At 35.7% G+C, this 13,201-nt stretch carries 16 protein-coding genes, 1 tRNA gene and 1 CRISPR repeat array; of the genes, 10 read left to right on the forward strand and 7 right to left on the reverse strand.

Going from position 1 to position 13,201, the window contains the following annotated elements; translation table 11 throughout:
* Positions 1–2 precede the first annotated feature (2 nt).
* A tRNA-Lys gene (locus CVT14_RS05115) sits at positions 3–75 on the reverse strand.
* A gap of 210 nt (positions 76–285) precedes the next feature.
* Between CVT14_RS05115 and CVT14_RS05120 the strand changes: the two genes are divergently transcribed.
* The 10 genes from CVT14_RS05120 (at position 286) to CVT14_RS10825 (ending at position 10,272) form a co-directional block, all read left to right on the forward strand.
* Complete coding sequence (locus CVT14_RS05120) at positions 286–969, forward strand: CRISPR-associated endoribonuclease Cas6 (protein WP_107849862.1); 684 nt, start codon at positions 286–288, stop codon at positions 967–969.
* 63 nt (positions 970–1,032) lie between these two features.
* Entirely contained in the window at positions 1,033–2,424 is a 1,392-nt protein-coding gene (locus CVT14_RS05125; protein WP_107849863.1) for a TM1802 family CRISPR-associated protein, read from the forward strand.
* 2 nt (positions 2,425–2,426) lie between these two features.
* Positions 2,427–2,843 (forward strand): hypothetical protein, encoded by a 417-nt coding sequence (locus tag CVT14_RS05130; RefSeq protein ID WP_021089608.1) that lies wholly within the window; start codon positions 2,427–2,429, stop codon positions 2,841–2,843.
* Entirely contained in the window at positions 2,836–3,711 is an 876-nt protein-coding gene (gene cas7b, locus CVT14_RS05135; protein ID WP_107849864.1) for a type I-B CRISPR-associated protein Cas7/Csh2, read from the forward strand. The genes CVT14_RS05130 and cas7b overlap by 8 nt, the downstream gene beginning before the upstream one ends.
* The gene (gene cas5, locus CVT14_RS05140; protein ID WP_107849865.1) at positions 3,711–4,451 is read left to right on the forward strand and encodes a CRISPR-associated protein Cas5; all 741 of its coding nucleotides are present in this window, start codon (positions 3,711–3,713) and stop codon (positions 4,449–4,451) included. The genes cas7b and cas5 overlap by 1 nt, the downstream gene beginning before the upstream one ends.
* A complete protein-coding gene (gene cas3 / locus CVT14_RS05145; protein ID WP_199907322.1) occupies positions 4,448–6,661 on the forward strand; it encodes a CRISPR-associated helicase Cas3' in 2,214 nt (737 codons plus the stop codon). Before cas5 ends, cas3 begins: the two co-directional genes overlap by 4 nt.
* Positions 6,661–7,161: a CRISPR-associated protein Cas4 gene (locus CVT14_RS05150; protein ID WP_107849866.1), complete on the forward strand. Its 501-nt coding sequence runs from the start codon at positions 6,661–6,663 to the stop codon at positions 7,159–7,161. The genes cas3 and CVT14_RS05150 overlap by 1 nt, the downstream gene beginning before the upstream one ends.
* Positions 7,162–7,169: 8 nt before the next feature.
* Complete coding sequence (cas2, locus tag CVT14_RS05155; RefSeq protein WP_021089505.1) at positions 7,170–7,448, forward strand: CRISPR-associated endonuclease Cas2; 279 nt, start codon at positions 7,170–7,172, stop codon at positions 7,446–7,448.
* Positions 7,449–7,457: 9 nt separating this feature from the next.
* Positions 7,458–8,456: a CRISPR-associated endonuclease Cas1 gene (gene cas1 / locus CVT14_RS05160; protein WP_021089609.1), complete on the forward strand. Its 999-nt coding sequence runs from the start codon at positions 7,458–7,460 to the stop codon at positions 8,454–8,456.
* A 152-nt stretch (positions 8,457–8,608) separates the two neighbouring features.
* A CRISPR array of direct repeats spans positions 8,609–10,164; the repeat unit is 30 nt; unit sequence ATTAAAATTTACTCCGTTGGAGTTTGAAAC.
* Positions 10,165–10,173: 9 nt separating this feature from the next.
* Positions 10,174–10,272, forward strand: coding sequence for a S26 family signal peptidase (locus CVT14_RS10825; RefSeq protein ID WP_222703071.1), 99 nt, complete (start codon positions 10,174–10,176; stop codon positions 10,270–10,272).
* A gap of 162 nt (positions 10,273–10,434) precedes the next feature.
* Here the strand turns inward: CVT14_RS10825 and CVT14_RS11045 are convergent, their stop codons facing one another.
* From CVT14_RS11045 to rpsP, 6 genes are all read right to left on the reverse strand, one after another.
* Positions 10,435–10,956, reverse strand: a complete 522-nt coding sequence (locus tag CVT14_RS11045; protein ID WP_021089554.1) for a ComEA family DNA-binding protein — start codon at positions 10,954–10,956, stop codon at positions 10,435–10,437.
* A gap of 136 nt (positions 10,957–11,092) precedes the next feature.
* Complete coding sequence (gene rplS, locus CVT14_RS05175; RefSeq protein ID WP_002941851.1) at positions 11,093–11,449, reverse strand: 50S ribosomal protein L19; 357 nt, start codon at positions 11,447–11,449, stop codon at positions 11,093–11,095.
* An 8-nt stretch (positions 11,450–11,457) separates the two neighbouring features.
* Positions 11,458–12,150, reverse strand: a complete 693-nt coding sequence (gene trmD, locus CVT14_RS05180; RefSeq protein ID WP_021089527.1) for a tRNA (guanosine(37)-N1)-methyltransferase TrmD — start codon at positions 12,148–12,150, stop codon at positions 11,458–11,460.
* Positions 12,147–12,677, reverse strand: coding sequence for a ribosome maturation factor RimM (gene rimM / locus CVT14_RS05185; RefSeq protein WP_021089591.1), 531 nt, complete (start codon positions 12,675–12,677; stop codon positions 12,147–12,149). Before rimM ends, trmD begins: the two co-directional genes overlap by 4 nt.
* Positions 12,670–12,912, reverse strand: a complete 243-nt coding sequence (locus CVT14_RS05190; protein WP_009293991.1) for a KH domain-containing protein — start codon at positions 12,910–12,912, stop codon at positions 12,670–12,672. Before CVT14_RS05190 ends, rimM begins: the two co-directional genes overlap by 8 nt.
* A complete protein-coding gene (gene rpsP, locus CVT14_RS05195) occupies positions 12,912–13,139 on the reverse strand; it encodes a 30S ribosomal protein S16 (protein WP_021089583.1) in 228 nt (75 codons plus the stop codon). The genes CVT14_RS05190 and rpsP overlap by 1 nt, the downstream gene beginning before the upstream one ends.
* Positions 13,140–13,201 lie beyond the last annotated feature (62 nt).

The following is a 13,201-nucleotide window of genomic DNA, read 5'->3' on the forward strand; positions in this document are numbered from 1 at the left end:
GGTGTCCTGCGTTGGATTCGAACCAACGGCCCCCTCATTAAAAGTGAGATGCTCTACCGACTGAGCTAGCAAGACATGATTATTTAAAAAAGAATTGAGATTATACAAAAAACATTATTATATGTCAAGAAAAGATCATTTAAATTTTAGAATAAGTTTTTGATTTTTCTAAAAACATTATTTTAATATAAAATTTAAAATCTAAAAAATTTATTTTATATAATTGTCTATTTTTTTACAAAATTTTGAGTTATAATCCATTTTATCAACAAATAAGGAGCAAGGATGATCATTATAAATTCACGCCTACCTACTCAAAATTTAAAAATAACAAAGTCTTTATCCAAGCTCATACAAGGCTATATTTACAGCTATTTGCCAAAGGCTGAACATGACGGATACACCCATAAAGAGAGTGGTAAAAATTTTAAAAGATCAAATTTTGATTTTAGATTAAATGGTTTAAGTTTAGAGATAAGATTTAGCTCGTTTGTACCAGAATTTGAAAAAACGATCGCTTTTGCTGTGCTAAAAGATGGATTAAAACTTGGCAATATTTGTTTGCTTGATACGTCTGTGTCAGTTAAAGAGCATAGAATTTCACAAAATGAGGCTGTTTTACAAGGATACGTAGCGTGTTCGGTCGTTGGACTTTTGAGATATAAAGTGTATCTTGAGCCGCAAGACTCCAGGCATCTTGAAATGATGAAAACAAACGCTCTGCAAAGATTTGAAACACTTATGGGGTATAAATATGAGGGTGAGTTTGAGCTAAAATTGCTTTGGCAAAATTTACAAAAGCCTTTATATTTTTACTATGGTAATAATAATATGCCAGTCAAAGCTTGGCCTGCAAAATGGCATATCAAAGCAAAGCCAGAGCTTATAAATTTGATCCTTGATGTGGGTGTTGGTAGTGGGTGCATGAACTGCGGACTTGGGTTTTTAGAAGTAGTGGAAGATAAATAAATTTTATAAATATTTAAGGTATGTTGTCTTAATATTAATAAAAATTTTTAAGGTCAATTTAAAATGGGACTTGCTCATAAGTTACATGTGATCGGAAATTTAATAAGCGATGACGACACTATCGCTATGATAAAAAATTCAAATTTTAAAGATAGCGAACATATTGTTTTAGCTATTGATTTTAAAATAGAAAATTTAAAACTTGTCGATAAGCCAAAAATATCTAGAGCCTCGCTAGATAATATAAAGACGCTTTTTACCAAAAAGATAGGCGGCACGAGCAATTCATACTATCTATATCCAAATTTTGAGTATCAAGGCGAAAAAGATATATATAAGAAATTTAAAGCCATCTCACATACACTACAAAATTCGGTTATGGTCTATGCAAACGACGACAATAAGCGTGTTGCCGCCTTGGTATTTGAATACATTAAAAATTATGAAAATGACGAGCTTGAGCTAAAAAATTTTAAGCAGGATGATTATTTTTTGGTTTTGCTTGTAAATGGCAAGAGTTTTTATGAGCTTATGCCTGAAGTTTTGCAAAACTATCTTAATGAATTCGTTCGCCCTCATATTAAAAACAGCAGAGATGAGCCAGTTCTAAAAGAGCTAACCGATGTCGTCACAAAAGAAAAAATAGCTTGCGGATACAATCCTGATATTAAATTTTTTACCATGGATAATTATGATGATAGCTACGGCATACAGCAGATAAACAAACTGCCTATGTCTCTAGAAAGCGCAAAGGCAATAAAAAAAGGTTGGATGTTTGCGATAAATAACTTAAAATTTTACTACAAAGGCTTAGAGTACATAATCATCCCTTCTATGGCAAATTTCAATGCTGAAATTTTCAAAGGATTAATAAGCTTTCTTAAAAATGCAAAAAATATGCAAGAAGAGTCCGAAAGAGAAGAGAGCTTTATGAGAAGATTGCGAAAGCAAATCGAAAATTACGACCAAATAAATAGCTTTACGATTGATATTTTATTCACCGAGGTTGATCAGACAAATTTATCCGTTAAGATATTTTCTACGCTTGAAGACGTTTTGCCAAGCAGGATAGCAAAGGTCGTAAATTTAATGCAAAAGCAGCATATCACCGACTCTTCAAAGCAAATTCAAGATACAGATGATGATATCAAATTTGCCTATCTCAAAGATTATTTTGGAGTTATTGAAAAATATGCTGCCGCTACAAAAGTCAAAGGACTTGATAATAAAATCATGCAGGAGAAAATTTTTCTAGCAAAGTTGTTACTTGGATATGCAAAAGTAAAATATATTGAGCTTTTGAAACGATTTGAACATTTTAGAGAATTTGATGCCAAAAACAAGAAAAAGATAAAGGACGGCGTCAAATACTGGATAGTCTTTCCTGAAAATATCATCAAAAATGAAAATAAAATTTTAGAGTTTTTACAAGAGATAAACGCGATAAGGATGTGATTATGAAGCTTTTTTCTGATTATTTTAAGGAGTTGTTGGAAAAGCAGTCAGATTATTTTAAAGATGATCTAATCAAAGGTGCTTATTTGATAGGTGCTTATTCAAAGAGTATTATAAATAGCTCTTTTGCCTCAGACGTTTCTAAAGAAAATAAGACATTTGAAAAGTGGCTTTCAAATCAAAAAATAATAGCGCCAAATTTAAAGAAAATTTTTAATAAAGCAAATGAGTTTGAAAGAAAACTGAAGCTAGGCAGCGCAACAAATAGCGATCTGTCACAGCTGATAACTACGCATTTTTGCAATGAAAAAAGCAAGAGCGTTTCTCGCTATGAAATTTCATTTGCATTTATACGAGGCATGAATGACTACATTAAATTTAAAAAAGATAATCAACAATCAGGAGAAAATAATGAGTGAGATAGCAAAACATAGTGAAATTTTGTTTTTATGGGACGCAAAGATGACAAATCCTAACGGAGATATGCTAAACGACAATGCGCCAAGATACGATGAGAGCGACAGAAAAGCTATCGTGAGCGACGTAAGAGTAAAGCGAACCATCAGGGATGATCTGCAATACAGAAAGTCTCAAACAATCTTTGTAAATAATGCCGAACAGGTACAGTCGGCAGAAACTAGATTTGCCGAAGTAAAGAAAATTTTAGCCGAATCAGACGATAAAAAGGCATTTTTAAGCTGCATAGACAATAGACTTTTTGGAGGCGTGGCACCAAGAAGCAATATCCAAATCATAGGCGCAGTGCAATTTTCTTGGGCTAAATCGCTAAACGAGACAGAGACTATAATGTCTCAAGGAACCGGTGCATTTGGTAAAGACGGTAGCGGCAATAAAACATTTAGAACCGATAACTACATACCGTATGGCTTATTTGCCATGTATAGCACTATAAATTCACTAAATGCTGCCAAATCAAACGCTAGCGAAGAAGATGTCGCACAAATGCTTGACTCGATGTGGCAAGGTACAAAGCTACTAAACACAAGAAGTAAGGTCGGCCAAAAGCCAAGAATGCTTATAAGAGTTATCTATAAAGACGCTTATATGATAGGCTTGCTTGACGAGCTTGTGAAGCTAGATAACGCAGACTCGGATCAGATCAGAAGCATTGACGAGTGTGAGCTAAATTTTAAAGCCCTTACTAGATCACTAAAAAATATGAGCCAAAAGATAGGAAAGGTTGTGATCTTTTACGATGACTCTTTTAGGAGGTATGTGGATCAGTTTAAAGAGCTGGGACTAGAAATAGACGCAAGAGAGCTATAATGTTTGCATTTAAAATTTGGGGTAAATTTGCTTGCTTTAGAGATCCACTTTCCATAAGCCAAAATATAACCTTACCGCTACCACCAAAAACCACCGCAGGCGGTATGCTAGCGGCGCTACTTGGTGTGGATGACTATTTAGGCGACGAAAATTTTATGGATTTTGGATATAGCGTCGTTTTGGGCGGCGCCATTTCAAAGAAAACCTTTTCGCAAAACTACATAAACGACTACACCAAAAAAACAAAAGCTCATCTAAATAGTCTTAAAAATTTAGATATGCAAAAGATTTCAAATGGTCTAAGAGACAGCTCGGCACCACAAAAACCTATAAACAGAGAATTGTTAATCGATCCAAGATATACGATCTTTATCGATAAATTTAAATTTGAAAACGAAGCGATAGATAGTCTAAAAAATAGAATTTCCAAATTTCCTTTTTATCTTGGCAATAGCGAATTTGCAGGCAATTTTGAGTTTATGGAGATAGCAAATTTTGTAAATAAAAATTTTGATGAGGTAAGTATTGACTCGTTTGTGCCGCAAAGCATGGCGCAAAAAATATGCTTTGATGAAAATGTTTTATACTCGCCAATCTGCTTTGCTAAAAGCCTAGATAGCGACAGATCTCCAAAAACGCACATAAATTTGATAGTTTCAAACGACCAAATAAGGACAAAAAATATAGAGGCTTGCGAGGTGATTTGCGCCCAAAAAACTTATCGATGCATATTTGTATGATGCAAATTTCAGACATTTTTAACTCACATCCGCAAAAATCATACAACTCACACATTAAAAATATAGCCAACAGCTTTGATGACGATGAGCACAAGGAAGCAGCATCTTTTCACGATCTAGCTAAAATTTCACAAAAATTTCAAGACTATATAAATTTAGACGCTAAAAATTTTAACTCGGTAGATGAATTTGAAAAAGCACGGCAAAAGCTAAAAACTACACACACGCTAGAAAGCGCTTTTATATACTTTTTTGCTAGAGCCAACAAGGATATAAATTTCTTAGCAAATTTCTTTGCTATCTTAAAGCACCACTCTGATTTGCCGGATATAGACTACTTTCTCTCAAGTATAGGCTCCACAAAAGCAAAATTAATAGACAGGCTTAAAAAGATAGATGAGGTAGCCCAAAGAGCAAATTTAGATATCGATATAGATATCTACGATTTTGTAGATTATTTTTTAGACTTAGAAAATGAACTATCAAAATATTATGGTTTGGAGAGCTTTTTTATTTTTAAAAAAAGATACTCAAGGCTCATTTTGGCTGATAAATTTGAAGCCATTTTTTCAGAAAGCTATCAAAATTTAGCCGTTTTAAATGCCAAAAAGATAGATCTTTACATAGACCGCATAAAGAGCTTAATAGCCACCAAAAAGCAAGATGATTATAAAGACAAAGCAAGAGAGATTATATTTAAAAATTTTAACTCCAACAAAGACAAAAAAACATTTCTCATAAAAGCGCCAACAGGTATCGGCAAAACGTTTTTGGCATTAAATTTAGCCCTAGAAATTGCTAAAAACGGCAATAAAAGGCGCATTATAACGGCTATACCTTTTACCTCTATCATAGATCAAACACACACCGAATATCAAAAGATCATAGCGGACCAAGACGTTTTAAAGTATCACCACCTAACAAGCTATAAAAGCCAAAACGACGATGAGCAAGAACAGTTTATGCAAAAGATATTCTTAGCCGACATCTGGCATGAAAATTTTATAGTCACGACTTTTAACCAGCTATTTTTTGCTTTTTTCTCAAACCACAATAAAGACAATCTCAAGCTTGAAACTCTGCGAGATAGCGTCATCATCATAGACGAGATACAAAATATTCCGCGAGTGCTGCTAAAATCCATCGCAGCTGCTTTTAACGAATTTTCAAAAAGATACAATATCCATTTTATAATCATGTCAGCAACTATGCCTCATATCGCAGCTGAGCTAGAGAGCTTTACCGAGCTTTCGGAGCCTATTTTATATAAACGTGAAAAAGATAGATATGAGATCACCTATGAGCCGGATATAAAAGGGCTTGATGATTTGGTAAGTGAAATTTTAAAACATCAAGACGAAAGCGCACTTTGCGTCGTAAATACAATTTCAAAAGCCAAAAAACTATATGAAACCCTAAAAAACAGTGGCAAAAAAGGCGTCTATCTTTTGACGACGCATCAGATCCCACTTCACAGAGTAAAAATAATAGACGAGATAAAAGAGAAGCTTAAAAGTGGTGAGAAAATCACTCTAGTCGCCACTCAGCTCATCGAGGCCGGAGTTGATCTTAGTTTTGACGTGGGGTTTCGCGAATTTGCACCCATTGGCGCCATCATCCAGGCAGCTGGTAGGGTAAATCGCAACGCCACATCTAGCAAGCCGGCAAAAGTCGTGGTTTTTGACTACATAGACGGCGAAACATTTCCATACCACGATATAGACCTACAAGAAGAGAAGGTAAAAGAAATTTTATCTCGCTCCATAAAAGAGAGTGAAATTTATCAAATTTTAGAGAGTTATTTTCAGAGCACCAAAGACGAAACGACAAGCATAGATCTGCTAAGCCTTGCTAAAGAGTTAAAATTTCAAACGTTATTTGATAAATTTAATGCCAACTTCATGCCAAAGCAAGACTACAAAGTATCGCTTTTTATAGAGCAATACAATGGTCATTTCAATGAATTTTTAGAAAAACGAGAGGCTCTTTTGACATCAGACAAAGATAAATTTATCATCTTGGCAAATATCAAAGAGCTTGAAAAAGAGCTAGCGCTATATACCATTGCGGTTGGCAAAAATATGCTTGGCGATATTAAGTCTTATACTAGAGAGTTTTTTGGCAGATATGTTTTAGCGCCTAGCAATTTTTATAATAAATTTGACGGATTTTTGCCTGAGCTAACGGTAGCAGACGAGGTATTTGACTAATGTTCTCAAAAGATCAGATCACCGGCACGCTTGTGAATTACTACGTCACCTGTAAGCGCGAGGCGTGGCTTTACGCGCATCAGATCCACGCAGATCAAGAAGACGAAAACGTGCTAATGGGCAAGGCGCTAGCGGAGATCAAAGAGAGCGATTTGCAGGATTTTGCATTTTCAAATTTGAAATTCGACAAACTCTCAAAGCAGCACGGTCACTACCTCATCACGGAGTATAAGAAAAGCCTAAAAAACGAGCTTGCAGGCAAGATACAGCTACTTTTTTACATCTATCTTTTAAAAACTGGCTTAAATTTAAAAGAGGTAAAAGGCAAACTAATAAGCGGTAAAAAGGTGATATTAGTGGAAGATAGCAGTGAAAATTTCGCTCTGATCGAACAAATTTTAGGCGAGATAAGCGCACTTGCAAATTTAGAAAAGCCGCCCAAATTTACGCAGGGTAAATTTTGCCAAAACTGCGCATATCACGACTATTGCACTGCTTAGGAGGCAAGATGTATGTGATACTTTTTTACGACATCGCAGGGCGCGAGCAAAAAGAGCGAAATAACGCAAATCGTATCAGAAAAGCGGTCGAGAAATTTCTGCCTCGCGTGCAGTTTTCAGTCTATGAGGGCGAGATCCGCGAGAGCGACTTTAAAAAACTAAGCAAGACGCTGCAAAAAGAGTGCGTAAGCGAGCTAGACTCCATCGTCATCTATACATTTAACTCACTAAAATACTCCGAGCGCATCGTCATTGGCGTAGATAAAAATAGCCCGGTATTTAGCTAAGGAGCAAATATGCAAAAGAACGACAGGACGCACTTTATACTTAGTCCAGGCAGACTTTATAGGCAAGATAACAATATCTACTTTGAAAAATTTGACGAGATGGGCGAGCGAGCTTCGTGCAAGATCCTGCCGATAAATGCGATCGATGAAATTTACATGCTGGCAAAGGTGCAGATCGATACCTACACCATCGCATTTTTGGCGGACAATAACATCCTTTTGCATATCTTTAGCCCGTATCAGAGCTTTCGCGGGAATTTCTACCCAAATACGCCAAACTCCGTAAATAAAAGTGGCTTTGTGTTGCTGTGCCAGCTCCGCTCTTTTGACGATCCGATCAAACGTGCATATATCGCGCGCGAGATCACTAGAGCCCACATCATAAATGACGCGGCAAACTGCAAGAGACACGGCGTGAAATTTGACGTGCAGCCACACTTAAAGGCACTAGATGCGGCCACTAGTGTGCCTGCTATCATGGCGGTAGAGGGTGCATTTCAAAAGCTCTACTACGAGAAGTGGAACGAGATCATTGCAGATCAGCGAAGCTTTAAATTTACCGTCCGCTCAAAACGCCCGCCCGCTGATAAGATCAACAGCTTCATAAGCTACGTAAATACGCGCATCTACAACATCTGCCTAAGCGAAATTTACAAGACCGAGCTAGATCCTCGCATCGGCTTTTTGCACGAGCCAAACTACCGCGCGATAAGCCTGCACCTCGATCTTGCCGAGATTTTTAAGCCGATCTTGGGCGATACGCTGATTTTTAACATGCTAAATAAAAAAGAGATCACCGCAAAGGACTTCCAAACGGACGCTGGCAGGATAAAATTTAGCAACGACGCCGTGCAAAAGATCGAGCTAAAGATGATCTCGCGCCTTTGCGAGACGCTCACGGTGGGCGGTAGGGAGCTAACGTGGAGGCAGGTGATCCGCCGCGAAGCAAATAAGCTTAAAAAGTGCATCTGCGAGGACGTGCCTTATGAGGGCTTTGGGTGGGAGTAAAATCGCATTTTAATAAAGCGTTTTTTAAGATTTTAAAATGCTTGAAATTTAGGGCTTGGCGTATTTGCACATGGCTAAAATTTAGTCAAATTTAAGGCGAAAAAATATAGACTTCTTGCATCAAAAGGCCTATAAATCAGCTTTTTGGTGCTATTAAAATTTACTCCGTTGGAGTTTGAAACATCGAGAAGTTAAATAATATAGTTGATAATGCTAAAATTAAAATTTACTCCGTTGGAGTTTGAAACAACATTGCTCATTTTCATCGTAATAATCAGCGTGCTATTAAAATTTACTCCGTTGGAGTTTGAAACTCTACAATTTGATTTAATTTTTCAACTAACTCGACTTTATTAAAATTTACTCCGTTGGAGTTTGAAACATAGCTCATTTTCAAGCTTTTTAACTTCGTTTCTGATTAAAATTTACTCCGTTGGAGTTTGAAACCAAGACAAGTTTAATCAGTTTGAGCAAACACTATTATTAAAATTTACTCCGTTGGAGTTTGAAACGTCTTTTTCATAATCGTAAGTTTCTGGCGCGTGCATAATTAAAATTTACTCCGTTGGAGTTTGAAACGTGTAACTTTTGCATATTCTGAATTAGAACCTATTGATTAAAATTTACTCCGTTGGAGTTTGAAACACTAACGCAAAAAGCGAATTATTAAACGTTACAACATTAAAATTTACTCCGTTGGAGTTTGAAACCCAAAAAACGGACAGCTATGAATATAAAGACATTGGTATTAAAATTTACTCCGTTGGAATTTGAAACCTGATAAAGCTTGCAACTTTGCAATAAGATTTTTTGTTATTAAAATTTACTCCGTTGGAGTTTGAAACGCATACCGACCAAGCGGAGATAGTAAAGCAATAACGCCAATTAAAATTTACTCCGTTGGAGTTTGAAACGCGCCAGCAAGTTATAAAGATCGGCGCTTTTGTCATTAAAATTTACTCCGTTGGAGTTTGAAACGCTTTTTTGCCTAAACTTGGGATGTGATAGCCTTTTATTAAAATTTACTCCGTTGGAGTTTGAAACTGTCCATCCATACTGGGCTTGCGTATCTTTGCCATACTATTAAAATTTACTCCGTTGGAGTTTGAAACTCATACGCCCACGCATAGCCATCGATAACCATTTATTAAAATTTACTCCGTTGGAGTTTGAAACAGTTTCTCGTGTGTGCCTTTGTCGTTGTAGCTAACTTATTAGAATTTACTCCGTTGGAGTTTGAAACAAATATGGCTCGTCTTCTGCGTATCTTACACCTTCCAATTAGAATTTACTCCGTTGGAGTTTGAAACTTGTGCCTAATGGCAGCACGTATAAGGCTGATTTAAATTAGAATTTACTCCGTTGGAGTTTGAAACCTAAATAAGGCAGGTTTTTATTTTTGGGTCGCTGTCGTATTAGAATTTACTCCGTTGGAGTTTGAAACGCGTCAAATCTATACTAGCTCGCTCCTCTACGCCATTAGAATTTACTCCGTTGGAGTTTGAAACGTGTGACCGACAAGTGCTGTTTTTTGCATTGTAAGAATTAGAATTTACTCCGTTGGAGTTTGAAACTATCAAGGAGAGGAAATGAGCGAGATAGTAGCCCTAATTAGAATTTACTCCGTTGGAGTTTGAAACTGGATAAGCAGTTTGGCATTCCGCCTAACGCTTGGTATATTAGAATTTACTCCGTTGGAGTTTGAAACCCACCAAACATGGTTGGCGATAACCGCAATCACTCTTTTGATAGTCGTTTTTTTGGGGCAGTTTCATACAAATTTTTAGTTGGTAAAGTTAGATGGCAGCTGTTTTAGCACAAATTAGCAAAAAACCTTGGCTAAAGATTATAATGAAGCAAATTATCGTATTAATGAAATTTAAAAAAAGTTGTGAAATTTTTTGTCAACTATAATTAAAACAAAAAATATATGAATTTCTAAAACCTACTTGTAAAAACAAGCAGGTTTTAAAATGTTTTATTTCTCTAGTTTTTCTTTAAGTTTTTCTTTTTTAGATTTAGCTTTTGAAGCAGCTTTTTCTTTCTTTTCTTTTACTTTGTCAACGACTTTGTCTTTTTCATCTTTTGCTTTTTCACTCATACTAGTTTCATCTTCTTTATTAGAAGTTAGCTCTTCTTTAGTTTTAGAAGCTTTCTTTTTAAATTTATCTTTTTTATCAGAGATTTTTTCTTTCATCTCGTCTTTTGCCTCATCCATTTTCTTCTTACCAGCTTTTGCTTTTTCGCTTACTTCGCTCTTGCCAGTAGTAGAAATTTCACCTTTTAGGTTATCAAAAGTTTTATCGCCAATGCCATTTACATTTTTGAGATCGTCGATTGAGTTAAATTTATTTGCTTTCCTATACTCGATGATAGCATCTGCTTTTGCACTGCCGATACCATCAAGACTCATAAGTTCCTCTTTTGTAGCTGTGTTTAGATTGATTGCTGCCATAGCCAAAGACGCAATAGCTGCAAGTGAAATCAAAATTTTTTTCATCTTTATTCCTTAAAAGTAAATTTGAAATAAAATTCTAGCAAAGAGTGATTAATGAAGTATAAATATCGAGTAATATAAAAATGATTTTAGATATAGTTTATAGGAGAGAGTCCCTGAAAATTTCAGGGAAAAAGTTTTATTTTCTAAGTTCGCGGATCTTAGCTGCTTTACCACGTAGTTCGCGTAGATAGAATAGCTTAGCTCTTCTAACACGACCTTTTCTAAGAACCTTTATCTCTTCGATAGAATCGCTAAATATTGGGAAAATTCTCTCAACACCAACACTGTTAGCGCCGATTTTTCTGATGATAAATGTTTCACCAGTACCGCTACCACGTCTAGCTATACAAATGCCTTCAAAATTTTGAATTCTCGTTTTGTCTCCCTCGTGAATACGAGTAGCCACACGCAATGTATCTCCTGCACGGAAGTCAGGGATATTCTTACCAGCAATTTGAGCATTTTCAAACGCTTCAATGTATTTATTTCTCATGTTTTTCCTTATTTATGTGGCTTTAGCTTTTGATATACATCAGGGCGAAAGTACCTTGTTTTGCAGTGAGCCATCTTGTTTTTTAAGTTGTGGATTTTAGCATGATTACCCTTTAAAAACTCTGAAACCACAAAGAGGGATTTAAAATTATCAGGTTTTGTAAAAGATGGGGCTTCAAGCAAATTATCCTCAAAACTCTCCACTTCAAGGCTCATGTCGTTTCCTAAAACTCCGGACACATTTCTTGATATCGCGTCACTCATACAAAGTGCGGGCAGCTCTCCGCCAGTTAAAATAAAATCACCTATACAAAAAACTTCGTCCGCCCAAAGTTCAACAACTCGCTCATCAAGACCTTCATATCTACTGCAGACAAAACAAATATGATCTTTTTTAGAGAGCCTTTTTGCGTCATTTTGACTAAATTTTTTACCAGCTGGCGTCAAAAAAATAACATGGGCATTTTTGTCTTTTTCTTTTACAAATTTGATCGACTCATCCAAAGGCTGTGGAAACATCAAAAGCCCTGCTCCACCTCCTATCATATAGTCATCAACTTTATTGTGCTTATCGTTGGTAAAATTTCTTGGATTTATGAAATCAATTTCAATAAATTTATTGCTAATTGCACGTTTTAAAATAGAATCGCAAAAGTAAGGTTTGACTAAATTTTCAAAAAGTGTAATAAACGTAAATTTCATGAATTTTCTAAGATATCTCTAGCGCCTTTTACCAAAATCTCTCCACTATCCAAATTTACGCTTTCGATAAAGCGCTCCAAATATGGAATGTAGAAATTCTTTGGTTTGCCAGCTGCGATAAGCTCTTCATCAGTTTTTATGTATAAAAGTGAATTTGCAAAATTATCTTGGATATCTTCCACGATACCCAAAATTTCACCATTTTCTACAACTTTTAAACCAATGATATCAAACTGAAAAAATTCGTCTTTTTTTAGTTTGCAGTTTCTTCTAGTAAGCTCTTTTGTGGTATAGATAGTTCTATTTACGAGTGTTTTAGCAAGGTCTAAGTCATCAAAATTTTCAAACAGAACCAGCTCTTTTTGTCTATTGTAGTCTTTTATGATGAGCTGATCATCGTTTTTATCAAAGAAGATTGCACCTTTTTTAAATTGCTCTGGGAAGTCGCTCTTGTTGTGAAGCTTTAAGTAGCCTTTTAAACCAACACATCTCCCGATGGTAGCGACTTCAACAATATCACTATTCAATAGCTTTTACCGTTACTCTATAACTTGTATTGTCTTTGGCTTTGCAGCCTATTATAACGGTCTTTATAGCATTTATCATTTTGCCATCTTTGCCGATAAGCTTTCCAGTATCAACCTTATCAGCACTTATAATGATCTCGACAAAATTTTCACCAAGCTCTTGACGCTCAATAGTCACCTTTTCAGGAAAATCAGCTATTAGCTTGGCGTATTCGTATAAAAAATTTTCAACCATTATTTTGTAATTTGTGCAACTCTGTCGCTAAGTTTAGCACCGACGCTTTTCCAGTAATCCAATCTCTCTTTGTCGAAATTTATAACATTTGGCTCAACCATAGGGTTGTAATAACCAATGCTCTCTATCCAACCGCTGTCGCGTCTTTTTCTGCTATCTGTAACAACTATACGATAAAAAGGTCTTTTTTTGCGTCCCATTCTTGTTAGTCTTACTACTGTTGCCATATTATATTCTCCTCTTGTTTTTAAATAAAGCTTAAATTTAGATAACGAATATCCAAATTTAA

Origin of the sequence: Campylobacter concisus, from assembly GCF_003048445.1 — a bacterium.
Taxonomy (GTDB): Bacteria; Campylobacterota; Campylobacteria; order Campylobacterales; family Campylobacteraceae; genus Campylobacter_A; species Campylobacter_A concisus_BF.